Source organism: Streptomyces sp. 2-1 (assembly GCF_048564895.1).
Lineage (GTDB): Bacteria > Actinomycetota > Actinomycetes > Streptomycetales > Streptomycetaceae > Streptomyces > Streptomyces phaeochromogenes.
Genome location: NZ_CP183383.1, coordinates 3,214,019 through 3,238,317, shown reverse-complemented (window position 1 = coordinate 3,238,317; position 24,299 = coordinate 3,214,019). Strand labels below are relative to the sequence as shown.

At 71.6% G+C, this 24,299-nt stretch carries 20 protein-coding genes and 1 pseudogene; 13 read left to right on the top strand and 8 right to left on the bottom strand.

Going from position 1 to position 24,299, the window contains the following annotated elements; genetic code table 11:
- Nucleotides 1-34 precede the first annotated feature (34 nt).
- A complete protein-coding gene (locus ACN20J_RS14265; protein ID WP_419666019.1) occupies nt 35-1,048 on the bottom strand; it encodes an acyl-CoA dehydrogenase family protein in 1,014 nt (337 codons plus the stop codon).
- Nucleotides 1,048-2,205 carry an acyl-CoA dehydrogenase family protein gene (locus ACN20J_RS14260; RefSeq protein WP_419666018.1) on the bottom strand — a complete coding sequence of 386 codons (1,158 nt, stop codon included), beginning with the start codon at nt 2,203-2,205 and terminating at the stop codon, nt 1,048-1,050. Before ACN20J_RS14260 ends, ACN20J_RS14265 begins: the two co-directional genes overlap by 1 nt.
- A 48-nt stretch (nt 2,206-2,253) precedes the next feature.
- Here ACN20J_RS14260 and ACN20J_RS14255 point away from each other — a divergent pair, with 48 nt between their 5' ends.
- The 3 genes from ACN20J_RS14255 to ACN20J_RS14245 all read left to right on the top strand — a co-directional run bounded on the left by ACN20J_RS14255 (nt 2,254) and on the right by ACN20J_RS14245 (nt 4,934).
- Complete coding sequence (locus ACN20J_RS14255) at nt 2,254-3,084, top strand: SDR family oxidoreductase (RefSeq protein ID WP_419666017.1); 831 nt, start codon at nt 2,254-2,256, stop codon at nt 3,082-3,084.
- A 15-nt stretch (nt 3,085-3,099) separates the two neighbouring features.
- The gene (locus tag ACN20J_RS14250) at nt 3,100-3,714 is read left to right on the top strand and encodes a TetR/AcrR family transcriptional regulator (RefSeq protein ID WP_189840359.1); all 615 of its coding nucleotides are present in this window, start codon (nt 3,100-3,102) and stop codon (nt 3,712-3,714) included.
- A 62-nt stretch (nt 3,715-3,776) separates the two neighbouring features.
- Complete coding sequence (locus ACN20J_RS14245; protein ID WP_189840360.1) at nt 3,777-4,934, top strand: acetyl-CoA C-acetyltransferase; 1,158 nt, start codon at nt 3,777-3,779, stop codon at nt 4,932-4,934.
- A gap of 78 nt (nt 4,935-5,012) precedes the next feature.
- On the opposite strand, the gene ACN20J_RS14240 is transcribed toward ACN20J_RS14245, so the two are convergent.
- From ACN20J_RS14240 to ACN20J_RS14225, 4 genes are read right to left on the bottom strand one after another with little or no spacing between them, the layout of a single operon-like run.
- Entirely contained in the window at nt 5,013-6,074 is a 1,062-nt protein-coding gene (locus ACN20J_RS14240; protein WP_419666016.1) for an NAD(P)H-dependent flavin oxidoreductase, read from the bottom strand.
- Nucleotides 6,074-6,856, bottom strand: a complete 783-nt coding sequence (locus ACN20J_RS14235) for a CoA-transferase subunit beta (RefSeq protein WP_419666015.1) — start codon at nt 6,854-6,856, stop codon at nt 6,074-6,076. The genes ACN20J_RS14240 and ACN20J_RS14235 overlap by 1 nt, the downstream gene beginning before the upstream one ends.
- Nucleotides 6,853-7,707, bottom strand: coding sequence for a CoA transferase subunit A (locus ACN20J_RS14230; RefSeq protein ID WP_419666014.1), 855 nt, complete (start codon nt 7,705-7,707; stop codon nt 6,853-6,855). Before ACN20J_RS14230 ends, ACN20J_RS14235 begins: the two co-directional genes overlap by 4 nt.
- Nucleotides 7,704-8,462 carry an enoyl-CoA hydratase family protein gene (locus ACN20J_RS14225; RefSeq protein WP_190230330.1) on the bottom strand — a complete coding sequence of 253 codons (759 nt, stop codon included), beginning with the start codon at nt 8,460-8,462 and terminating at the stop codon, nt 7,704-7,706. The genes ACN20J_RS14230 and ACN20J_RS14225 overlap by 4 nt, the downstream gene beginning before the upstream one ends.
- 86 nt (nt 8,463-8,548) lie before the next feature.
- Here ACN20J_RS14225 and ACN20J_RS14220 point away from each other — a divergent pair, with 86 nt between their 5' ends.
- From ACN20J_RS14220 to ACN20J_RS14205, 4 genes are all read left to right on the top strand, one after another.
- Nucleotides 8,549-9,283, top strand: a complete 735-nt coding sequence (locus ACN20J_RS14220; RefSeq protein ID WP_419666013.1) for an SDR family oxidoreductase — start codon at nt 8,549-8,551, stop codon at nt 9,281-9,283.
- Between the two features lie 36 nt (nt 9,284-9,319).
- Nucleotides 9,320-10,237, top strand: coding sequence for an SDR family oxidoreductase (locus tag ACN20J_RS14215; protein WP_189840366.1), 918 nt, complete (start codon nt 9,320-9,322; stop codon nt 10,235-10,237).
- A gap of 109 nt (nt 10,238-10,346) precedes the next feature.
- Complete coding sequence (locus tag ACN20J_RS14210) at nt 10,347-13,325, top strand: AAA family ATPase (protein ID WP_419666012.1); 2,979 nt, start codon at nt 10,347-10,349, stop codon at nt 13,323-13,325.
- Nucleotides 13,326-13,437: 112 nt separating this feature from the next.
- Nucleotides 13,438-14,484 carry a hypothetical protein gene (locus ACN20J_RS14205; RefSeq protein WP_419666011.1) on the top strand — a complete coding sequence of 349 codons (1,047 nt, stop codon included), beginning with the start codon at nt 13,438-13,440 and terminating at the stop codon, nt 14,482-14,484.
- A 189-nt stretch (nt 14,485-14,673) separates the two neighbouring features.
- Here ACN20J_RS14205 and ACN20J_RS14200 read toward each other — a convergent pair whose 3' ends face one another.
- Nucleotides 14,674-15,609 carry a hypothetical protein gene (locus ACN20J_RS14200; RefSeq protein ID WP_189840645.1) on the bottom strand — a complete coding sequence of 312 codons (936 nt, stop codon included), beginning with the start codon at nt 15,607-15,609 and terminating at the stop codon, nt 14,674-14,676.
- Between the two features lie 174 nt (nt 15,610-15,783).
- Here ACN20J_RS14200 and ACN20J_RS14195 point away from each other — a divergent pair, with 174 nt between their 5' ends.
- Entirely contained in the window at nt 15,784-16,581 is a 798-nt protein-coding gene (locus ACN20J_RS14195) for a S1 family peptidase (RefSeq protein WP_189840369.1), read from the top strand.
- 343 nt (nt 16,582-16,924) lie between these two features.
- Complete coding sequence (locus ACN20J_RS14190; protein ID WP_419666010.1) at nt 16,925-17,593, top strand: alpha/beta fold hydrolase; 669 nt, start codon at nt 16,925-16,927, stop codon at nt 17,591-17,593.
- Nucleotides 17,594-17,649: 56 nt separating this feature from the next.
- Here ACN20J_RS14190 and ACN20J_RS14185 read toward each other — a convergent pair whose 3' ends face one another.
- Nucleotides 17,650-19,401 (bottom strand): glycoside hydrolase family 35 protein, encoded by a 1,752-nt coding sequence (locus ACN20J_RS14185; RefSeq protein WP_419666009.1) that lies wholly within the window; start codon nt 19,399-19,401, stop codon nt 17,650-17,652.
- A 152-nt stretch (nt 19,402-19,553) separates the two neighbouring features.
- Here ACN20J_RS14185 and ACN20J_RS14180 point away from each other — a divergent pair, with 152 nt between their 5' ends.
- From ACN20J_RS14180 to pepN, 4 genes and pseudogenes are all read left to right on the top strand, one after another.
- Nucleotides 19,554-20,444 (top strand): helix-turn-helix domain-containing protein, encoded by an 891-nt coding sequence (locus ACN20J_RS14180; protein WP_055617985.1) that lies wholly within the window; start codon nt 19,554-19,556, stop codon nt 20,442-20,444.
- A gap of 73 nt (nt 20,445-20,517) precedes the next feature.
- Nucleotides 20,518-20,880 carry a chorismate mutase gene (locus ACN20J_RS14175; RefSeq protein WP_419666008.1) on the top strand — a complete coding sequence of 121 codons (363 nt, stop codon included), beginning with the start codon at nt 20,518-20,520 and terminating at the stop codon, nt 20,878-20,880.
- A 127-nt stretch (nt 20,881-21,007) separates the two neighbouring features.
- Nucleotides 21,008-21,442: pseudogene (locus ACN20J_RS14170) on the top strand (response regulator); the annotation flags it as partial.
- Between the two features lie 135 nt (nt 21,443-21,577).
- Nucleotides 21,578-24,085: an aminopeptidase N gene (gene pepN / locus ACN20J_RS14165; RefSeq protein ID WP_419666007.1), complete on the top strand. Its 2,508-nt coding sequence runs from the start codon at nt 21,578-21,580 to the stop codon at nt 24,083-24,085.
- The last annotated feature ends 214 nt before the right edge of the window (nt 24,086-24,299 follow it).

Genomic DNA, 24,299 nt, shown 5'->3' with positions numbered 1-24,299 from the left:
CACCCCTGAGCCCTTCAGCTGCTGAAGGGCTCAGCTACTTGAGGACCAGCTCGCGGCATTCCCCGGGAGTGCCCCAAGCCGTGCGCAGCGCACGGGCCTTGGTCAGCCACAGGGACAGGTCGTACTCCGCCGTGTAGCCGATCGCGCCGTGCAGTTGCAGCGCGGTACGGGCCGTCGTGTACGCCGCCTCGCAGGCCGTGACCTTGGCGGCGGCCACGTCGGCCGGGTCCATGGTCAGGGCCGCGCCGAAGAGGAGCGGGCGCGCGAACTCCAACGCGACCTTGGCGTCGGCCAGTCGGTGCTTGACCGCCTGGAACGAGCCTATGGGGACACCGAACTGGCTGCGCTGCTTGACGTACGCCACGGTCCTGTCGAGCAGGGTCAGTCCCACGCCGAGCGCCTGCGCGGCCGTCGCGAGCCGGGCCCAGGTCAGGGAGTGGGCGGCGGCTGCGGTGACTTGGGGGCCGGCTGCGAGGAGTTCGCCGCCGTCCTCCTCCAGCCTGGTGAGGCGGCGGGCCGGATCCATGGACGTACGGACCGGTCCGTGCTCCTGCCTCTGCCCCTGCCCGTGTCCGTGTCCGTGCCACTGGGCCAGCCTCAACTCGCCGCCGCCCTCGTCGTCCTCGCCGCCTTCGACCGCGAGGTGGAGGGTGGCCGCGTCTCCGTCCAGTGCGTACGAGCCGTCCAGGGCCACCGTCGCGATCGTCTCCCCGGATGCCAGGCCCGGCAGGAACCTCTTCGCCAGGCCCGGTTCCGTCAGAAGTGCGGGCGCCGCCACCGTCTCCACCAGCGGGCCCGGTACCGCGTGCCGCCCCAACTCCACGAAGGCGACGGCCAGTTCGACGGGGAGCGGCCCGACACCCTCGTACGCCTCGGGGACCGCCAGCGCGAACACTCCCGCGTCTGCGATACGGGACCACAGGGCCCGCCCGGCCGTATGGTCGCCGGAGCTCCACGACCGTACGACCGACGGGGTGTCCGCCGCCGTCAGCAGGGCGTCCAGCGAGTGGGCGAAGGCACGCTGTTCGTCGTCCAGGAGGAAACGCATCAGCGACGTCCCTTCGGCAGGCCCAGGAGGCGTTCGGCGATGATGTCGCGCTGGATCTCGTTCGTGCCCGCGTAGATGGGACCGGCGAGGGAGAAGACGTACCCCTCGGCCCAGCCCTCGCGCTCCTCCTCGCCCGTGCCCGTCAACTCGCCCTCCCCGCCCAGGAGATCGAGCGCCGTCTCGTGCAGCGCGATGTCGTACTCGGACCAGAAGACCTTGTTCAGGCTGGACTCCGGGCCGATGGGCTCGCCGTCGAGGAAACGGGAGGCGCCCGCGTACGTGAAGAGCTGGTAGGTGCGGGCGCCGATCACCGCGTCGGCCACCCGGTCGCGGGTGAACGGGTCCCGGCCGCGCGCCCGCCAGAGCGCGGCCAGGCGGTCGGCCGAGGCCAGGAAGCGGCCGGGGGAGCGGAGGGTCAGGCCGCGCTCGTTGCCCGCCGTCGACATGGCGACCCGCCAGCCCTGGCCGGGCTCGCCGATCACGTCCTCGTCGGGTACGAACACGTCGTCCAGGAAGAGTTCGGCGAAGGCCGGCTTCCCGTCCAGGCGGCCGATCGGGCGGACGGTCACGCCCGGCGCGCGCAGGTCGAACATCAGGTAGGTGAGGCCCTGGTGGGGCTTCGGGGTGTCGGGTTCGCTGCGGAACAGGCCGAACGCGCGGTCGGCGAACGCGGCCCGCGACGACCACGTCTTCTGCCCGCTCAAGAGCCAGCCGCCGTCCGTACGCACCGCCCTGGACCTGAGGGAGGCGAGGTCGGACCCGGCCTCCGGCTCGGACCAGGCCTGCGCCCACACGACCTCGCCGGAAGCCATCAGGGGCAGGACCCGGGCCCGCTGCTCCTCCGTGCCGTGGTCGAAGAGGGTCGGCGCGAGGAGGTTGATGCCGTTCTGGCCGACCCGGCCCGGCGCGCCCGCCGCGTAGTACTCCTCCTCGAAGATCAGCCACCGTACGAGCCCCGCGTCCCGTCCGCCGTACGCGGTCGGCCAGGACACCACCGACCAGCGGTCCGCGGCGAGTTCGGCCTCCCACGCGCGGTGGGCGGCGAAGCCCTCCTCGGTCTCCAGGGAGGGCAGCGGCGGCGACGGGACGTGCGCGTGCAGCCAGGCGCGCGCCTCGGCGCGGAAGGCGTCCTGGTCGGCCGTGAAGTCGAGGTCCATCAGCGGCGATCCTTCCCTAACAAGTGTTTGGTAGGTTAGCGTGGCGTCATGACAGGCGTCGAGAGTCCGGCATACGTGCCAGGGCACGGGCTGCTGAAGGGACGCACCGCCGTGGTCACCGCCGCGGCGGGCGCGGGCATCGGCGGGGCCACCGCGCGCCGCTTCCTGGAGGAGGGCGCGCGCGTGCTGATCAGCGACGCGCACGCACGACGCCTCAAGGAGTACGAGGCCGAGCTGGCCGCGGAGTTCGAGGGCGTCTCGGCGCTCGCGTGCGACGTCACGGACGAGGCCCAGGTGCAGGCGCTCTTCGACGCGGCCGTGCGGCAGCACGGGCGGCTCGACATCGTCGTCAACAACGCAGGTCTCGGCGGGACTTCGGACCTCGTCGACATGAGCGACGAGCAGTGGTCGAAGGTGCTCGACGTGACGCTGAACGGCACCTTCCGCTGCACGCGCGCGGCCCTGCGGGCCTTCCGGGATGGCTGGCAGGGTGACGAGGCCGGGCCGGGTGACGAGGGTGACGAGAGCGGGCGTGGCGGTGTGATCGTCAACAACGCCTCGGTCGTCGGCTGGCGCGCCCAGGCGGGGCAGGCGCACTACGCGGCGGCGAAGGCGGGGGTCATGGCGCTGACCCGGTGTGCGGCCCTGGAGGCCGCCGCGTTCGGCGTGCGGGTCAACGCCGTCTCGCCGAGCCTCGCCATGCACCCGCACCTGGTGAAGGTGACGACCCCCGAACTGCTGGAGGAGCTGACGGCCCGCGAGGCCTTCGGGCGGTACGCCGAGCCCTGGGAAGTGGCCAACGTGATCGTCTTCCTGGCGTCCGACTACTCCTCGTACATGACCGGAGAAGCGGTCTCCGTCAGCAGCCAGCGGGCCTAGGACCACAATGGGCCCGTGCCTCCTACGAAGAAGAAGCCCCAGGTGACCGCCGCGCCCGCCCGCCGCCGCGAACTCCTCGACACCGCCGCCGAGGTCTTCGCCGAGCAGGGCTACAACGCCACCACCGTCCGTAAGATCGCGGACCACGCGGGCATGCTCGCGGGCAGCCTCTACTACCACTTCGACTCCAAGGAATCGATGCTGGAGGAGATTCTGCGGACCTTCATGGACGAGCTGTGGGACGGGTACGACACCGTCCTGGATGCCGAGCTCGGCCCGCGCGAGACGCTGGAGGCCCTGGTCACCGAGTCCTTCCGGGAGATCGACCGGCACCGCGCGGCCGTCGCGATCTACCAGCGGGAGTCCAAGCACCTCGTCGCGCAGGAGCGGTTCGCGTTCCTCGCCGAGTCGCAGCGCAAGTTCGAGAAGACGTGGCTGTCCACGCTGGAGCGGGGCGTGGCCGGCGAGGTCTTCCGGGACGACCTCGACATCCGGCTCACCTACCGGTTCGTGCGCGACACGGTGTGGGTCGCCGCGTCCTGGTACCGGCCCGGCGGACAGCACAGCCCGGAGGAGATCGCCCGGCAGTACCTGTCGATGGTCCTGGACGGAATCGCCGTACGTACATGACCCACCGGACCTGTTGGATCTGTTGGATCCATTGGACCCACTGAGGAGTTCGAGGAGTCGTCATGGCCGAGGCCTACATAGTCGAAGCGGTCCGTACCCCCGTGGGGCGCCGGAAGGGTGGCCTCGGCGGGGTCCATCCCGCTGATCTGGGCGCGCATGTGCTGAAGGCCCTGGTCGAGCGGTCCGGTGTCGATCCGGCCGCCGTCGAGGACGTCGTCTTCGGGTGTCTGGACACCGTCGGGCCGCAGGCCGGGGACATCGCGCGGACCGCCTGGCTGGCGGCCGGGCTGCCCGAGGAGGTGCCCGGGGTGACGATCGACCGGCAGTGCGGGTCCTCGCAGCAGGCGGTGCACTTCGCCGCGCAGGGTGTCCTGTCCGGCACCCAGGACCTGGTGGTGGCGGGAGGCGTCCAGAACATGACGCAGATCCCCATCGCCTTCGCGTCCCGCCTGGCCGCGGAGCCGCTGGGGCTCACGGAGGGGCCGTTCGCGGGGAGCGAGGGGTGGCGGGCGCGGTACGGGGACCGGCCCGTCAACCAGTTCTACGGCGCCGAGTTGATCGCCGAGAAGTGGGGGATCAGCCGGCGGGACCAGGAGGAGTTCGCCCTGCGCTCGCATCAGCGGGCGATCCGGGCGATCGACGAGGGGCGTTTCGAGCGGGAGGTCGTGCCGTTCGGGGACGTCGCCGTGGACGAGGGACCCCGGCGGGACACCTCGCTGGAGAAGATGGCCGGGCTGAAGCCGGTGGTGGAGGGCGGCACCATCACCGCCGCGTGCTCCTCCCAGGTGTCAGACGGCGCGGCCGCGATGCTGCTCGCCTCCGAACGGGCCGTACGCGAACACGGGCTCACGCCTCGGGCGCGGGTTCACCATCTGTCGGTCCGGGGCGAGGATCCGATACGGATGCTGTCGGCACCGATCCCGGCCACCGCGTACGCCTTGAAGAAGGCCGGGATGTCCATCGCCGACATCGACCTCGTCGAGATCAACGAGGCGTTCGCGCCTGTGGTGCTCGCCTGGCTGAAGGAGACCGGGGCGGATCCCGACCGGGTCAATGTCAACGGGGGCGCGATCGCTCTTGGGCATCCGCTGGGTGCCACGGGGGTGAAGCTGATGACCACGTTGCTGCACGAACTGGAGCGGACGGGCGGGCGCTTCGGCTTGCAGACGATGTGCGAGGGCGGGGGACAGGCGAACGTGACGATTGTTGAGCGGCTTTAGGTTGCTCGATCGGGTGCGGGTGCGGGTGTAGGTGCCGGGTGCGGTGGGGTGTGGCTGGTCGCGCAGTTCCCCGCGCCCCTAAGAGTCTGAAGTGCCCGGCACCGGCAGTGTGCCCAGGGTTGCCCTCGCCTCCGCCATCACCCGTTCCACCAGCTCCGCGCACGACGGCAGGTCCTCGATCAGGCCTGCCACCTGGCCCGAGGCCATCACGCCGAGGTCTGTGCGGCCCTCGACCATTGAGGCGCGCAGGAGCATCGGGGTGTTGGCGGCGAGGAGGACCTGGCTCCAGGTCAGGTTCTTGCCGTGTTTCATTGCCAGGCCGTCGCGGATCAGCTGGGGCCAGGTGAGGTCCGAGAGCTTTCGGAAGCGGGCGGCTCGGCGTATCGCCCGGGTCAGTGTTCGCGTACGGCCCGCCTCCTCAAGGGAGTCGACGAGGTCCGTGCGGAGCATGCGGTGGGGGAGGCCGTCCACGGCTGTCGTCACCGTCACGTCCTTCACCGTGGCCGCGAGGTACCGGGCCTTCACCGCGTCCGGGACCGTGGAGTCGGAGGTCAGGAGGAAACGGGTGCCCATGGCGATGCCCGCCGCGCCGTACGCCAGGGCCGCGACCAGGCCCCGGCCGTCGAAGAAGCCGCCCGCCGCGATCACCGGTATGTCGACGGCGTCCACGACCTGGGGGAGGAGGACGGTGGTCGCCACCTCGCCGGTGTGGCCGCCGCCCTCGCCGCCCTGCACGATCACCGCGTCCGCGCCCCAGGCCGCGACCTTCTCGGCGTGACGGCGGGCCCCGATGGAGGGGATGACGACGACGCCCGCGTCCTTGAGCTCGGCGATCAGCTCACGGGAGGGCGCGAGCGCGAACGAGGCGACCTTCACGTCCTCGTCGATGATCAGCCGGACGCGGTCGCGGGCGTCCCCCGCGTCCGCACGCAGGTTCACACCGAACGGCGCGTCCGTACGGGACCTGACCTCCCGGACCGCCTCCCGTAGCTGGTCGAGGGTCATCGTCGCCGACGCCAGGATGCCCAGTGCTCCCGCGTTCGCCGAGGCGGAGACCAGCCGCGGGCCCGCCACCCAGCCCATCCCGGTCTGCACGATCGGGTGCCGGACGCCGACCAGTTTCGTGAGCGCGGTCTCCATCAGCCCGGCACCTCACGGTCGCGCAGCCCCTGCGGGTCGATGACCTCGCGGATCAACTCCAGCTCCGCTGTGGTTGGTTCACGGGTGTACGGGACCTCGTCCGGGATCGTCGGCGCGAACCCGGTCGCCGCCAGGACCTCCTCGACCGTCACCCCCGGATGCAGCGAGGCGAGCCGCATCGAGCGGTCCGGGGTCGCGAAGTCGAACACTCCCAGGTTCGACACCACCCGGGGGATGCGGTGGAAGCGGGTCGCCGTGGGACCGGCCGCCGCCGCGCTGTCGTACCCCACCCCGCTGATCATGTCGACCTTCTCCACGAAGACCCGCGTCGAGTGCTTGGGCACCCAGTAACTCACCGGGTTGTTCAGGGTGTTGACGGGCGCGCCCCGCACCCCGAGCAGCTGCCGGGCGGGCCGCTCCCAGTCGCCGATGCAGGAGATGTTCTGGTTGCCGAACCGGTCGATCTGGCTCGCGCCCATCATCACGTGCCGACGCCCGCCGGTGACCATCGTGAGATGCCTGCGGTAGGGCAGCCACCCTTCGGGCGTGCCGTCCGGGCCGACCAGCATCGCCTCGCCGTCGGTGAGCAGGAGCTCCGGGGCGAAGGTCCGCCTGGCGAGCCGGGCGCCGACCGAGGGGACGGCACCCATCGGGCTCGCGAGCACCTCGCCGTTGTCCCGCCACGCCTCGGCACAGGCGATCACGCAGTACTCGGCGCGGGTGGGCGGGAGGAGCGGACTGCGGGTGGGCGAGGGAGGAGAGGGCCGGGTCGCGTCCGTCATCGCCGCTCCTCGTGCCAGGCCTGTGCGGCCGACTGGTAGGCCTTCTCGTCCCCGTACAGGAACCGCTCGGTGAACTCGGGCCACGGTGTCGTCGCGTACAGCTTCTGGAAGGGCTCGTCGCGGTCGTGGTCGGGGACGCAGGAGGTGGGGTGTGCGCCGCTGGGTGTCTCGACGACTCCCGTGACCGAGTGCCGGTTGACGAGGAGGGTCTGCGGCACTGCCTCGTCGAAGCGGTCCACGAGCCGCTCGCAGGAGACGTACGCGTCGTCCGCGGCCTCGCAGAAGAGGTCGTCGAAGTACGGGTCAGGGCCCAGATACTGGCCGTTGCCCGACCGGTCCGCGCGGTTGACGTGGACGAGGGCCGCGTCCATGTGCAGGGCCGGCATGGCGACGAAGGTCTCCCGGATCCCGGTCGACGGGTCCTCGTACGGCGAAGTGACCGTCCGCAGGCCGGGGTTGACCCGCATCACGTCCGAGCCGATGCCCGCCCTGACCGGCATGAACGGCAGCCGGTTCGCGGCGGCGTGCAGCCCCCACATGAACATCGCCTCGTCGACCTCCGTCAACTCGAAGGCCCCGCTCTGCCGGGCGGCACGGAAGTGCGGCTCCAGGGGGATCGAGTCGAGCGTCACGAAGGCCGCGACGAGCTTGCGGATCCGTCCCGCGGCGGCGAGCATCCCGACGTCCGGGCCGCCGTACGACACGATCGTGAGGTCCGTGACCTGGGAGCGGAGCAGCGCTCTCACCAGGGCCATCGGTTTGCGGCGCGAGCCCCAGCCGCCGATGCCGAGGGTCATCCCGCTGCGGAGCCGGGAGACGACCTCGTCGGCCGTCATCGTCTTGTCGCTCATTCCGTACCCCCTCCTTCCCGGTCCTTCCCGAACGTGTCCCTGACCCGGTCGCCCACCCCCGCGAGGTTCGCCTCGAACGTGAAGCCCTGCTCGAAGCGGTAGCTGCGGCGCACGTCCACGGGATCGATGCCGTTGATCGCGGCCTTGGCGAGCCGGATCAGCTGCCCGTCCTTGCTCGCGATGGAACGGGCCAACTCCAGGACGGCGGCACGTAGTTCGTCGCGCGGCACGACCCGCCACACCGATCCGTGCCGGTGCAGCTCGGCCGCGGTCGCTGTGCGCGAGGTGTAGTACAGCGCGCGCATCAGATGCTGCGGCACCAGCCGGGCCAGATGGGTGGCCGCGCCCAGGGCGCCCCGGTCCAGCTCGGGCAGGCCGAACGTCGCGTCCTCGCTCGCCACGATCGCGTCCGCGTTGCCCACCAGGCCTATCCCGCCGCCCAGACAGAAGCCGTGCACCTCCGCCACCACGGGCACCTCGCACTCGTACACCGCGGCGAAGGCGTCGGCGCAGCCGCGGTTGGCGCCGAGCAGCGCGCTGCCGCCCTGCGCCTGTATCTCCTTGATGTCCACGCCCGCGTTGAACCCCCGCCCCTCGGCGGCCAGCACCACACAGCGGACCTCGGCGTCGCGGCCCGCCGCGCGCAGGGCGTCGGCCAGCTCGAACCAGCCGCGCACCGGCAGCGCGTTCACGGGCGGGAAGTCGACCGTGACGACGGAAATCCCCTTTTCCGGGGACGAGGTGGAGACACCCATCAGCTCATCAGCTACCTTTCGACCAAACATTTGTTAGGTGCGCCAGTTGTGAAGGTAACAGCGAACACCGACGAGTGGGAGGCCCTGTGGACAAACGGCTCGTGGTGGTCACGGGCGGCACCCGGGGCGTGGGCGCCGGCATCGCCCGCGCGTTCGTCGAGGCGGGTGACGAGGTCGTGGTCTGTGCCCGCAGACCCCCCGAAGTGCCGGTCGACGGCGTCGAGTTCGTCCCCCTCGATCTGCGGAACCCACCGGCCGTACGCGCCTTCTTCGATGGTCTGCCCCGCGTCGACGTCCTGGTCAACAACGCGGGCGGCGCCCCCTACCGGCTGCTCGCGGAGACGGACGCCGAGCGGCACGCGCGCGTGATCGAGCTCAACCTCACCGCCCCGCTGACGGCGTCCCTGGCGGCGTACGAGCAGCTGAAGCGCGCACGTGGCTCCGTCGTGATGATCGGTAGTGTCAGCGGGACCCGACCCTCGCCCGGCACCGCGGCTTATGGAGCGGCCAAGGCGGGCCTGGAGAACCTCGCGCGCTCGATGGCCGTGGAGTGGGCGCCGGACGTACGCGTCAACACCCTCGTCGTGGGGATGGTCCGCACCGAGCTGTCCCGCCTCCACTACGGGGACGAGGACGGCATTGCGGCAGTCTCCCGCACCGTCCCCATGGGGCGGCTCGCCGAGCCCCTGGACGTCGGTCGGGCCGCAGTCTTCCTCGCGTCGGACGCCGCCGCGTACATCACCGGGGCCGGCCTCCTCGTGCACGGCGGGGGCGAGCGGCCCGCCTTCCTGGACGCGGCGACCGCCAACAAGGAGAAGTGAGAACCGCCTTCAAGGACAAGTGGGAGGAGAAACGGGATGACTGCAGGCACCGGAATCTGCGACGGGCGGGTCGTGATCGTCACGGGTGCGGGACGCGGGCTCGGGCGGGCGCACGCGCTCGCCTTCGCGGCGGAGGGCGCGCGCGTCGTCGTCAACGACCTGGGCGTCGGGCTCGACGGTTCGCCCGGCCCCGACAGCCCGGCCCGGCAGGTCGTCGAGGAGATCACGGCGGCCGGCGGCGAGGCGGTGGCGCACGGCGGGGACATCGCCACGACCGAGGGCGCCGCATCCCTCGTACGCGCGGCCGTGGACGCCTTCGGGCGGCTCGACACGCTCGTCAACAACGCCGGGTTCCTGCGCGACCGGATGCTCGTGAACCTCGACGAGGACGACTGGGACGCCGTCATGCGAGTCCACCTGAAGGGCCACTTCCTGCCGCTGAAGCATGCCGCCGCGTACTGGCGGGCGGAGGCGAAGGCGGGGCGCGTGCCGCAGGCGCGGGTCGTCAACACCAGTTCCGGAGCAGGGCTGTTGGGGTCCGTCGGGCAGGGCAACTACAGCGCCGCCAAGGCCGGGATCGTGGGGCTCACACTGGTGGCCGCAGCCGAGATGGGGCGCTACGGAGTCCAGGTCAACGCCATCGCGCCCGCCGCGCGGACCCGGATGACCGAGGGCACCTTCGCCGAGACGATGGCGGCACCCGACAACGGCTTCGACGCGATGGCGCCCGGGAACGTGTCGCCGCTCGTCGTCTGGCTCGGCTCCGCCGCGAGCGCCGGCGTCACCGGCCGCGTCTTCGAGACCGAGGGCGGACGCATCACCGTCATGGAGGGCTGGCGGCCCGGCCCGAGCACCGACAAGGGCGCACGGTGGACCCCCGCCGAGGCCGGCGACACGGCGCTCAAACTGCTCGCCGAGGCACAGTCACCCCAGCCGGTCTACGGAGCGCAGTAGTGCGATCGGCGTACGACACCTAGGAGGACGACGCGCCGGGAACCCTTTGACCGCGCACCCCGTGCTCGCGAGGATGCCCAGCAGGGCGGGCCGGGCGGAGGTGGCTCAGGTGGAGTTCGTAGGGCGAACGGACAGCCTCGCGCTCCTCGCGGCGGCTCGCGAGCGCGCCCGCGCGGGACACCCCCAACGCGTACTCGTCGAGGGCCCGGCCGGCATCGGCAAGACCGCCCTCGTACGCCGCTTCCTGCGCGACGACACGCATGTGCTGTACGGGGCGGGGGAGGAGGCCGAGTCGGAACTGGCCTTCGGAGTACTGGAGCAACTGCTGGGCCGAGACGGCACCGGCGACGGTGCCGGCAGTGGCCCCCGGCTCGGGACCGGGACCGGGATCGGGGCCGGTGGCAGGCGCTGGGCGGACGCGCACGCGGCCGGGGCGGCCCTGCTGGAGGCCCTGGACGAGGCGCAGGGAGCAGGCGGCGCCCCGGACTCCGACGACCGGGCCACGCGCGGCCCCGATACCCCGAACACCTCCGCTCTCGACGCCCCGAGCACCCCCGCCCCCGACGCCCCAGGCACATCCGCTCCCGACACCCCCGCCTTCGCCCCCGACGCTCCCGACACCCCCATCGCCCTCGTCCTCGACGACGCCCAATGGGCCGATCACCTCTCCCTCCAGGCCCTGACCTTCGCCGTGCGCCGCCTGCGGGCCGATCGCGTGCTCGTGCTCGTCGTCGTGCGGGACGCCGAGGACCCGCGGCTGGCCGAGGGGCTGCGGAGGCTGTTCACGGCGGACGACGCCGTACGCGTACGGCTCGACGGCCTCGGGCCCGCCGAACTGGCTGAGCTCGGCGGTGGGATGGGCGTACGGGGACTCACCGCACAGGCCGCCGCACGGCTGCACGCGCACACCGCCGGCAACCCCCTCCATGTGAAGGCGCTCCTGGAGCAGGAAGGAGCCGGACTCCTGGAGGCGCTCGGCGAGCCCGGTGTGACGCCGCCCGCCCCCAAGTCGTTCACCGCCCTCGTGCTGGCGAAGCTCGCCGCCTGCTCACCGGCCGCCGACGCCCTGGTCTGCGCGGCTGCCGTACTGGGCACGCACTGCACGCCGGCCGACGCCTGGGAGGTCGCGGGCGCGGACCTGCTCGACGAGGAACGCAGAGCCGCCGACGTCCTCACCGCACTCGAAGAGGCCGTCCACACGGGCCTGTTGACCGAGGCCCCGGGCGATCCGGTGATCCGCTTCCCGCACCCCCTCGTACACGCCGCCGTCTACCACCAGCTCGGCCCCTCCCGCCGCGCGGCCCTGCACCTGAGCGCCGCCCGCACCGTCCGGGACCAGGCACACCGGCTGCGTCACCGGGCGCTCGCCGCGGCCGGTCCCGATCCGGAACTCGCCGCCGAACTCGCCTCCCTGGGACGGAAGTTCGCCGCCGAAGGCGCCTGGGCGAACGCGGCCGGACAGCTGACGGCCGCCGCACGGCTCGGCCCGGAACCGGCGGTGTACGAGCAGTACACCCTCGAAGCCGTGGAGTGCGCGCTGCTCGCCGGGGACGTGCCGGACATGGGTGAAGTCGCCCAGCGGATCGCGCAGTTCACCCCAGGCGGCTGGCGCAGCTATCTCCTGGGACGGCTGAGCCTGTACGACCTGGACCGGGCCGAGGCACTGCTCACGGACGCCTGGCACCGGTGCGATCCGGCGGACGAGCCCGTCCTCGGGGCACGTATCGCGGGCCAGTTCGCCGCCCTGCACGGCAGCATGTCGCACGGCGCGGAGATGGCCGAGTGGGCCGACCTCGCGATCCGCCTCGCACCCGACGACACGGCCACCGACATGATCCGCGTCCTGCGCCTCAACGGCCTCGCCATGAGCGGCCGGGCCCCGCAGACGCTCGCCGCACTCGCCCCGCTGCCCGACCCGGCGCTCGCTACCCCCGCCCAGCTGGAGGAACTCCTCGGCCGCGGCACCCTGCGCGAGTGGACCGGCGACCTCACCGGCGCCGTACGGGACCTGGGCGGGGTCTTCGGCGCCTGCCACGGGCGCGCCGCCTCGTTCCGGGTGGTCGCCGCGACCGCGCTCGCCTCCGCCGAGTACCGCGCGGGCCGCTGGGACGACGCGATCGTCCACACCGACCTCGCACTGTCCCTGGCCGCCGACACCGACCAGCCGCACATCGCTCTGTACTGCAGGATGCTCGCCGCCCAGGTGCACGCGGTGCGGGGCGCGTTCGCCAAAGCGCAGGCACACGCGCGCGTGGCCCGCGTCTACGCGGCCGGCGGCCACGTGAACCCCGCCCTGTGGGCCGCGCTCGCCGAGGCCCACCTCGCCCGAGCCCAGGGCCGGCCCGAGGACGTCCTCGCGGCCCTGGGGCCCCTGCTCGCCCTCGCCCCGCGCGGCGACCTGGAGGAGCCCGGCACGGTCCCCTGGGCGGACCTGCTCGCCGAGGCCTGGGCAGCCCTGGGCGACGAGAAGCGCGCAGTCCAGGCCCTCGCCCCGTACGAGGTCCTCGCCACCCAGCGCGGCCACCACGGGGCGCTGCTCGTCGCCGCCCGGGCCCGCGGCACCCTGGAGGCCGCGCGCGGCGACACCGTGGCCGCCGAGCGCGCCTTCCGCTCCGGCCTCAAGCACGCCGTACACGTCGAGGCCCCCTTCGACCGCGCGCTGCTGCACCTCGCGTACGGCGGCTTCCTGCGCCGAGCGGGCCGCCGCACCCGCGCGGGCGAGCAGCTGCGCACCGCCCGCGACCTCCTCGTACGCCTCGACGCGCCGCCCGATCTCGGGCGCTGCGAACGGGAGTTGGCGGCCTGCGGACTCGGGCCCGCCGGGTCCGCGTCCGAGCGGGAGCCACGGACCCGTGGGGCGGCACTGCTCACGCCCCAGGAACTGGCGGTCGCCCGTCTCGTCGCGTCCGGGCTCACCAACCGGCAGGTGGCACGCGAACTCGTCATCAGCGTCAAGACCGTCGAGTACCACCTCGGCCGGATCTTCCCCAAGCTGGGCGTCGATTCCCGTACGCGGCTCACGGCGGCGCTGGCGGCGGACGAGCCCGGACCGGGGCCCGGACGACCGGGGCCCGGACACGCACCCTAGGGATTCCCCCGGGGCGCATCCCGGGGCGCTCCGACTCCCCCTGTCCGTACCGTCGGTCGGACCTTCGCGGAAACAGTCGCGAAGGGAGCAGTAACCAACGGGGGATGAACAAATGCCGGAGAACACCCATCGAATGGTGACCGACGTCCCGCATGCCAAGGTGCGGGCCGTCACCGAGCGCGTCGTCCAGGAACTCACGCTCGCCGCCGACAAGGTCGCCGCCCACTACGCGGAACCCGCCAAGTACCCACTGCCCGCGGACAGGACGGCCGCCGAGCACCTCGTCGCGCGGCGCTTCGACAGCCTCACCGACGAAAGGAAGAAGAAGGCGTCGGCCACGGTCCTCGCCGACCTCAAGACCGGTGCCGTACGGACCCGGCGGCTCGGTGACCTGGCCCGAGTCGACCTGCGCTCGCCCGCCTCGGTGGACACACAGGTCAAGCGCCTCGGCTTCCCCGAGCGGCTGAGGTTCCCGGCCGACGAACTCAGGAAGCCGCCGACTTCCCTCCTCCCCGAGGAGTCGGCCCCGCAGGGCCTGGCCGCCGTACCGGCCGCCCTGCACAAACTCGAACTGCGCATCCACCGGGTGAAGTGCCTGGACGAGACGTCCGAGTGGGGATCCGACGAGATCCATCTCGCCGGGACCAGCGTGGACGAGAGCGGCGACACCCTGAAGATCGGCCAGTTCAAGGTCCGCAGCTTCGACGACGGCGACGTCAAGGTGTACGACCCGCCGCGCCGCTTCCACTGGTTCGGCCTCGACGAGGGCACCAAGTACCCGAAGTCGTACTTCGTCACGCTGGTCCTCGCCGAGGTCGACTGGGGCGGCCTCGCCGACTACGTGGGCGCACTGCTCGACTTCATCAAGAAGAAGGTCACCGCCTACCTCGCCGCGGCCATCGGGGGCGCGATCGGCGCCTCCGGCGGGCCGATCGGCATCCTCATCGGGATGGCCGTCGGCGCGGCCGTCGGCTGGGTCTTCGACCAGCTCAAGGGCCTCTTCGGCGACGAGGTCTTCAAGCCCGTCACCGTCAACGCGGTCATCCCCTCCCTCACCGGCCGCTGGGCCGGCCGCCCCTTCACGGCCCCGGCGGTCGCCGACTACCGCGGCCACGGCGGCCATTACCAACTGACGTACGACTGGCGCATGTACGACTGAGTACCGGGCTGCGCGCCCGGATCAGACCTCGGGGGACACGGGGGAAACAGGGGGATGCGGGGGCCGGAAGGCCGCCGCCCGTCAACGGCACAGACGGGCGGCGGCTTTTCAGCTGCCGCGCCCCGTCAGGGGCGCGGGGAACTGCGCGACCAGCGCCCACCCGACCCGCACCCAACACCCCACCACCACCTACGTATCGCACTCCAGAACAGTCCGACAAAGCCCACACCGAGCCCGAACCCGCCCCCGCACCGGCACCCGAATCCGCTGATGACAGGTAGGACACGGGAACGACACCCTCAACGGCCCGCGCCCGCCCGGCGCATCCTGCGCACCAGGCGCGTCCGGCGTGAAGGCGTACGGCACATCGGCCGCCCCAGCCGCCCCGGTCGCCGCGACCACGTGGTCCTGCGCATGACGCCGGTCCTTCGCGTAACGCCGCCGCCCCGCCCACCCAGCCGCGGTCAGCGGCGGCTGCCGCTCGTCGTGGCGGGCCCGCGTCATGCCCTTCGTGTACGCGGTGTACGCCTGCGGGCTGGTGAACCAGGTCGCCGGGTCCTCGCCGAAGACCAGGGACCGCTTGGCCAGCACGTACCCGAACTCCTCCGGCGTGAGATAGCCCAGCTTCTGCGAGGACGCCGCGTCCTCCCGGTAGGCGTCGAGCAGCAGCCAGCCCGCGCCGAGATACGTCGTCGCCGTGTCCGTGAGGATCTCGTTGTCGCGCGTGCCGGGGAACGACAGGTCCAGACGGTGCAGATAGACGTGCATCACCTCGTGCGCGAGCGCCGCGCCGATGTCCCTGCGGTGGGTGCGGAAGCGGTCGTTCAGCTCGATGAAGTACTCGGGGCCCGCGGCCAGCTCGACGTTCGCCGCGTGCTCCATCTCGCGGAAGCTCACGATCATGCGGGCATCCGGCAGACGGAAGTGCCGCACCAGCTCGCGGGCGACCCGCTGGGCGCCCAGATGGAGATCGTCCGTGTCGCAGAACGCCACGTCGGCCGGGGCCACGCTGGTGGCGAACGTGTGGATGGTGTCGTACGAGAGCCGTCTGTACAGCGCGGTGATCGCCGCCCGCACCGTGTCCAGGTGCGGGTAGCCGTGCTCGACCGGACCGCCGTTCGCCACGTCCGTACCCCCAGAGAGGTCCTGAACCCCCATTCCACTTTAAGGGGACGCGAGCGGATTCTCCTGGGTTGGGTTGCCCGGTGGGGGAGTGAGATCCACCCTTGCCGCCCATGCGTCATGATCCTCATACTTCTGTGCGCTCTTCTGCGCGCTCAACCCCCCACGAAAGGGATCATGTTGACAAACAGGGCAGTCAGTCTCCTCAAGAGATCCGCCTTCAAGCGGGCCGCGGCGATCGGTGCCGTCGCCCTCGCGACCGCCAGCCTCCAGCCCGTCGCCGCGCACGCGGCGCCGGTGCCGGTCGTCGGCGGTACGCCCGCGGCGCAGAACGAGTTCCCGTTCATGGTCAGCCTCTCCATGGGCTGCGGCGGTGCCCTCTACAAGAAGGACGTCGTCCTGACCGCCGCGCACTGCGTGGACGGCTCGGGCAACACCACCCGGATCACCGCCACGGCCGGGGTCGCCGACCTCAACGCCTCCGGCGCGATCAAGGTCAAGTCCACCAAGGTCCTCCAGGCCCCGGGCTACAACGGCAGCGGCAAGGACTGGGCGCTCATCAAGCTCGCCCGGCCCATCAACCTGCCCACGCTGAAGCTCGCGACGAACACGCGCTACAACAGGGGCACGTTCACCATCGCCGGGTGGGGCGACACCGCGGAGAACGCGAACACCGGTTCCACGCAACTCCTCAAGGCCAAGGTGCCGTTCGTCGCCGACCGCCAGTGCAAGCGGCACTACGGCAGCCGGCTCATCGCCGGGCAGGAGATCTGCGCCGGGGTTCCGCGCGGCGGGGTCGACACCTGCCAGGGCGACTCCGGCGGGCCCATGTTCCGCAAGGACGACAGCGGGAAGTGGCTCCAGGTCGGGATCGTCAGCTGGGGCGACGGGTGCGCCCGGCCGCTCGTACCGGGGGTGTACACCGAGGTGTCCACGTTCTCCGCGGCGATAGCCCGGGCCGCGGCAACCCTTTAGCGCCTCGATCTTTCGTGACGGCTCGCCGGTTCGTCCGGCGGGCCGTTTCGGCTTGTCGGGCGCCGCCCGATCCATCCCGGCATTCCATACGGCGAACCGAATATGACGTACATCGAACCGAATCGCAATGAATTCGCAACGCGCGCGTCAAGACGTGGCTTCTGTCCGTGACGGCAATGCAAGACTGCGCGCAAGTACCGTGTGCGGAACAGGGAAGGCAACAATGGAAATCAGTCGTCGTCGATTTTCCGCGCTGGGCGCGGGAGTCGCAGCAACCACACTTTCCGGGACTCTTTCCGGGGCCACGGCAGCCCGGGCGGAAACCCCTCCGGGCAAGCCCGCGGTGCGCAATGTCGTACTCGTTCACGGCGCCTACGCGGACGGTTCCTCCTGGGCGAAGGTCATCCCGCTGCTGCAGGCGGCGGGAATGAACGTCACCGCGGTGCAGAACCCGCTCACCTCCCTCGCCGACGACGTCGCCGCCACGAACTTCGCCCTGGCCCGGCAGGACGGGCCCACGCTCCTGGTCGCGCACTCCTACGGAGGCACCGTCATCTCCGAGGCCGGGCTAGCCCCGAACGTCACCGGCCTCGTCTACGTCGCCGCCCGCGCCCCGGAGGCGGGCGAGGACTTCGCCGCGCTCGCCGCCAGGTTCCCCACCCCTCCGGTCACCCCCGGGATCATCACCTCGGGCGGCTTCACGTGGATCGGCCGTTCGGCTTTCCTGAGGGACTTCGCCAACGGCGTGCCCAGGAAAGAGGCCCTCGTGCTCTACGCGGCCCAGGGCCTGCTCTCGACCGCCGCGCCCACCACGAGCGTCGCCGCCTGGCACGAGAGGCCGTCGTGGTACGCGGTCTCGAAGGACGACCGCACCATCAATCCCGACCTCGAGCGTTTCATGGCCCGGCGTATGAATGCCACGACCATCGAGGTCGACTCCGGCCATCTGTCGCTCGTCACGCACCCGAAAGTCATCGCCGGTCTCATTCTGCGAGCCGCAGCAAATAGCTGACGCGCGACCGGTCAATTCCGCGTAAAGGATTTCAATCCGCGTACAAGAGAAGACCGTCACACCTGAGCGAGAAAAGGAGCGGGTCCGGACGCCTCCTCGAACTCCAACAGCCACACCTCGTTGGCGCCCTCCCGCAGGACCGGTCCGGGGACGTACAGGGACCGCTGCGGGCCGACGGACCAGTACCGGCCGAGGCTGAAGCCGTTGATCCACGCGAACCCCCTTGTCCAGCCGGGGAGTTCGAGACGGGCGTCCCCCGGGCCGCGTACCGTGACCGTGCCCCGGTACAGGCCGGGGGCACCGGAATCGGGAAGCGGCCGGAACGGCACCGGCTCCACACCGGCGTCGAACGCGTCGAGGCGCAGGGCCCGCGCCCGCACCCCGTGCAGATACTGCCGTTCGTGCAGTACGCCGCCGGTGATGCCCTTCGTCTCCCCGGTGCGCGGGCCGTAGTTGACCCGGCCCAGCGACTCCACCCACAGATCCACGCGCGAGGGACCGGCCACCGGCTCCTTGAGCTGCGGCTCGTCCTCGGTGAGCACTCCGGCCGGCTCCCCGTCGACGTACACCGTCGCCAGGTCCCGCAGACCGCGCACGGTCAGAGGGTACGGGCGGCGGGGCCCCGGAACGTCGACCGTGTAGCGGACCAGCCCCCGGTCGATGTCCAGTTCCTCGAAGGTCGGCGGCACGGGCCGCTCGGTCCCGGGCCCGCCGAGCGCGTCGAGCACGGCGGACAGGGAAGCCCATCCGGCCAGGTCCACGGCGGCCGGCGCCCCCAACGCAGCCGGGGCGGACGGCACTTCGGGCAGCGGGCCGTCCGTGTACGCGGCCAGCAGCGACCGGAACCGCCAGAACTTCTCCGTGGGGCGCCCGTACTCGTCGATCGGCGCGTCATAGTCGTACGACGTCACGTCCGGCTCCAGCACCCCGTCGTGCAGCGTGCCGCCGCCCCGGTTGGCACCCGCCCAGCCCGCGAAGTTCGTGCCGCCGTGCGCCATGTAGAGATTCACCGAGGCCCCGCACTCCAGGATCTCCCGCAGCGCGTCGGCGGCGTCACCGGGATCGCGTACGACATGCTCGGCGCCCCAGTGGTCGAACCAGCCGCACCAGAACTCCATGCACATCAGCGGACCCGTCGGCCGGTGCCGCCGCAGCGTCTCGAAGGCCACGCGCGCGTGCGACCCGAAATTCGCGGTCGCCAGGACGCCGGGCAGGGAGCCACCGGTGAGCATGTGGTCCTCGGGACCGTCCGACGTGAACAGCGGCACGGTCACGCCACCCTCGCGCAGCAGGCCCGCGAGCCGGGCCAGATACACCTGGTCCGAGCCGTAACTCCCGTACTCGTTCTCCACCTGCACCATCAGCACCGGACCACCGCGGTCGATCTGCCGGGACACGATCTCGGGCAGCAGGCGGGCGAACCACCGCTCCACATGGCCCAGGAACCGCTCGTCACGGGTGCGCACACGGGCGCCCGCCTCGCCGGTCAGCCAGTGCGGCAGCCCGCCGTTCTCCCACTCGGCACAGATGTACGGACCCGGCCGCACGATCGCCCGCAGCCCGGCCCGCTGGGCCGCGTCCAGAAAACGGCCGAGCGCCTCGACGTCCCGGAAGGAGCCCGGCCGCGGCTCGTGCAGATTCCACGGGACGTACGTCTCCACACAGTTGAGGCCCATCGCCCGCAGCATCGCCAGCCGGTGCTCCCACTGACCCTCGTGCACCCGGAAGTAGTGCAGCGCCCCCGACAACAGCCGCACCGGCCGCCCGTCCAGCAGAAAATCGGTGTCCCCCACCGTGAACTCGGTCATGAGCACCACCCTGACCCCTGGCGGCGACCGGGTCCATGGACAAAGATCAGCGGTGATTGGACGCAGCTGCCGGGCCGCGGGACGCCCCAGGACGTGCGACGGGCGTACGACGGGCGTACGACCGGCTTACCGGCCAGGTGGGAGGAGAGCCGATGTACCACACCTGGATGCGGTTCTTCAGTCCCGGACCCGCCCACCACAAGCTCGGCCTCGTCTGCCTCGGCGTCGGCCTCCAGTACGGGGCACTGCCCACCGTCGGACCCCGCACCCTCGACCACCACGTGGCCGTCGTGGTCAGCGCGGGCCGCGGCTGGTTCCGTACCGTCGACGGGCGGTGCACGGCCGTCACCGCGCCCGCGCTGCTCTGGCTCACCCCCGGCGTACCCCACCACTACGCGCCCGACCCCGGGACCGGCTGGGACGAGGCCTTCGTCGACTTCACCGGGCCCACCGCCGACACGTACACCGAACTCGGCTACATCGAACCGGCCCGGCCCGTCGTCCCCCTCTCCGACGCGGGCCCGGCCCGCACCACCGTCGCCCGCATCGCCCGCGCCGCCCGCCTCGGCAACCCCCTCCTTGAGGTCGAGACCAGCGCCGCCGTCCACGAACTCCTCGTCACCCTGCGCCGCGCCCGCGCCGACACCGCCCCCGACGGCGAACAGGTCCTCCAGGCCCTCGCCCGCGACGCCTTCAAGCCGCTCTCCGTCGCCGACCACGCCGCCCGCCACGGCATGACCCCCGCAGAACTGCGGACCGCCGTGCGCCGCGGCGCAGGATGCAGCCCCAAGGACTACCTCCTCGGCATCCGCCTCGGCCGCGCCAAGGAACTCCTCGCCGCCACCGAACTCCCCGTCGCCGCCGTGGCCAGACGCGTCGGCTACGACGACCCGGCCTACTTCTCCCGCCTGTTCACCCGCCGCGTCGGCACGGCACCCGTGCGCTTCCGGGAACAACAGGGGCGTACGGTCCCCGGCGGCTGGAGCAACCAGGTCCCGGACCCCGACGACCCGCCGATGCTCCGTTCCCCCGGAACACGATGACCAGGACTCCCCGGGACCACGTTGATCGAACGGCCTCGCACCACCCGCGGCACGCCACGTAGGGTTGCACTCCATGACCACCAGCAACACCGGAAACGCGGGCGGCGTCGACCCGGCCGTCCGCGCCGAACTCGCCCGGCTGCGCGAGAGCATCGACAACATCGACGCGGCCGTCGTCCACATGCTCGCCGAACGCTTCAAGTGCACCCAGCAGGTCGGCCACCTCAAGGCCGCCCACCAGCTGCCGCCCGCCGACCCGTCCCGCGAGGCCCAGCAGATCGCCCGGCTGCGCAGCCTCGCCGAGAACGCCAGACTCGACCCGGCGTTCGCGGAGAAACTCCTCAACTTCATCATCGCCGAGGTCATCCGCCACCACGAGAGCATCGCGGACAGCGCGGACAGCGCGGACAGCGCGGGCGGCGCGGACAAGTCGTAGGCACGCCCTCTCGGCGTACGCGCCGAAATGAGGCATCCTGCGCTGTGCACTCCTTGTCAGTACACGAGTACTCCCTGTCGGCCGGTTCGGACATAAGCTTGTCGTCCAAGCGAGGGGACTTCGCTCCATGCCGCCGGATGCCAAGATCCTCATAGTCGACGACCATGAGGAAACGCTCTACGCCCTGGAAAGCGCCCTGGCCCCGCTCGGTTACCACCTGACGCGGGCGACCAGCGGCGACGCAGCGCTGAAGGAAGTCCTGCGCGGCCACGTCGGCCTGCTCGTCCTCGACGTACGCATGCCGGGCGTCAGCGGCCTCGACGTGGTCCGCTACATGCGGGGCGTGGAACAGACCCAGCTCATCCCGATCATCCTCGTCACCGGCTTCGGCCCCGACGCCGAACTCACCGCCACCGCCTACCGCCTGGGCGTCGCCGACCTCGTCATGAAGCCCATAGACCCCTGGGCCCTGCGCACCAAGGTCCGCTACCTGTACGACTCCCACCAGCGCTACCGGTCCCTGGAACGCGAAGTACGCGAACTCCGCGCCCTGGTGAAGGATCAGCCGCCCGCCGGGCGCTTCGTGGGACCAGGGGCTTAACCCCGGCCGCTCCCGGGCGCGACTCCGACCCGCTCCGGGGGCGCAACCCCGCCCGGACCAGGCCACCCCTGTGCCGGGCCACGCCCATCAGGCAGCATGGCACCCATGTCCGTACTGACGCGCGACGAAGCGCAGACCCGTGCCAAGCTCCTCGACGTCCACCGCTACCAGATCGAACTCGACCTGACGCGCGGCGACGAGATCTTCGACTCCCGTACCGTCATCCGCTTCACCACCCGCGCGGACGGGGACACCTTCGTCGAGCTCAAGCCCGCCGAACTGCGCTCCGTCACCCTCGACGGCACCCTTCTCGACCTGGACGCCCACTCCCTGGACGAGAACCGGCTGCCGCTCAAGGACCTCACGGCCGGCGAGCACGAACTGCGCATCGACGCCACCATGCGCTACTCCCGCACCGGCGAGGGCATGCACCGCTTCACCGACCCCACCGACGGCGAGACATACGTCTACACGCAGCTGTTCATGGAAGACGTACAGCGCGTCTTCGCCGCCTTCGACCAGCCCGACCTCAAAGCCGTCTTCGAACTGACCGTGACGGCCCCCCAAGGCTGGACCGTACTCGCCAACGGCATCACCGAGCGGCAGGACGACGGCAGTTGGCGGGCCGCCGCCACCCCGCTGATCTCCACCTACCTCGTCGCCGTCGCCGCGGGCCCCTGGCACTCCGTACGCACCGAACACCGCGGCCTGCCCTTCGGCATCCACTGCCGCCGCTCGCTCGCCCCCCACCTCGACACCGACGCCGACGAGATCCTCGACATCACCCGCGCCTGCTTCGACCGCTACCACGAGAAGTTCGAGGAGCCCTACCCCTTCGACTCCTACGACCAGGCGTTCGTCCCCGAGTTCAACGCCGGCGCCATGGAGAACCCCGGACTCGTCACCTTCCGCGACGAGTTCGTCTACCGCTCCGCCGTCACCGACACCGAACGCCAGACCCGCGCCATGGTCATCGCCCACGAGATGGCCCACATGTGGTTCGGCGACCTCGTCACCCTGCGCTGGTGGGACGACATCTGGCTGAACGAGTCCTTCGCCGAGTACATGGGCTACCAGACCCTCACCGAAGCCACCCGCTTCACCGACACCTGGACCGACTTCGGCATCGTCCGCAAGGCCTGGGGCTACGACGCCGACCAACGGCCCTCCACCCACCCCGTCGCCCCCGACCCCGAAGCCGTCCCCGACACCGCCTCCGCGATGCTCAACTTCGACGGCATCTCCTACGCCAAGGGCGCCTCGGCCCTGCGCCAACTGGTCGCCTGGCTCGGCGAGAAGGACTTCCTCGCGGGCATCAACACCCACTTCGCCCGCCACAAGTTCGCCAACGCCACCCTCGCCGACTTCATCGAATCCCTCGCCGCCGCCACCGAACGCGACGTCCACGCCTGGGCCGACTCCTGGCTGCGCACCACCGGCGTCGACACCCTCACCGCGTCCGTCACCGCCCAGCCGGGGGAGTGGACCCTCACCCTCGACCGCGCGGGCAGCCGCCCCCACCGCGTCACCGTCGGCGTCTACGACCGCGACCTCAACGACAGCCGCGCACTCCTCCTGCGCGAACGCTACGAGACGGACGTCCCGCAACAGCCGGGCCCCGAGCCCCGCACCGGCCCGCGCCCCGCGCTCGTCGTCCCCAACGACCTCGACCTCACCTACGCCAAGATCCGCCTCGACGAGGTGTCCTCCGAGACCGCCCTGCGCGGCATCTCCGACGTCCCCGACGCCCTCACCCGCGCCGTCCTGTGGAACACCCTGCGCGACATGGTCCGCGACGGCGACCTCGCCCCCGCCGCCTACCTGGAGACCGCCCGCACCCACCTCCCCGAGGAGAGCGACCTCGCCGTCGTCCAGGGCGTCCTCACCTTCGCCGCCGCCCAGGTCGCCGACCGCTACCTGCCCGCCCACGAACGGCCCGCCGCCCTCGCCACCCTCACGTCGCTCTGCCGCGACCTCATCCGCCGCACCGAGGACGGCGACCACCCCGGCCTGCGCCTCATCGCCGTACGCCACCTCATCGACGTCGCCGCCCAGCCCGACACCATCAGCGCCTGGTTCTCCGAAGGGACCGTCCCCGGCGGCCCCGAACTCGACCCCGAACTGCGCTGGCGCATCCTCGGCCGCCTCGCCGTCCTCGGCGCCATCGACGACGCCGTCATCGACACCGAACTCGTCCAGGACCCCAGCGCCACCGGCCAGGAAGGCGCCGCCCGCTGCCGCGCCGCCCTCCCCGACCCGGCCGCCAAACGCGCCGCCTGGGAGTCGATGTTCACCACCGACGACCTCTCCAACTACCTCTTCACCGCCACCGCCCAGGGCTTCTGGCAACCCGAACAGACCGACCTCGTACGCCAGTACGTCGACCTCTACTGGAACGACGCGGTAGCCCTCGCCGCCCGCCGAGGCCCCGCCATCGCCGAAGCGGCGGGCCGCTGGGCCTTCCCGGCCTACGCCATCACCCCGGAAACCCTCCAAGCAGGCGAACAATGCCTGACAGAGTCCACCCCCACCCCAGCCCTCCGCCGCAAACTGACCGACCAACTGGACGACTTGGCACGGGCGTTGCGAGTACGGGAGTCATAGAGCACCACAGACCGACCGGCCCGCGCCCCTTCACACACAGGGGCGCGGGCCGGCTTTCTTCTTTTAGGGGCGCGGGGAACTGCGCGGGCAACCCGTCCAACCCGCACGTTGTCCACCGGCCCAAGCCCCGCAGGGGAGGCGCGAGGCGCCAATACCCCTTTCGAGTGCTGATCACCGCACTCTCCACGCACGCCGCCCCAAACACAGACACGCT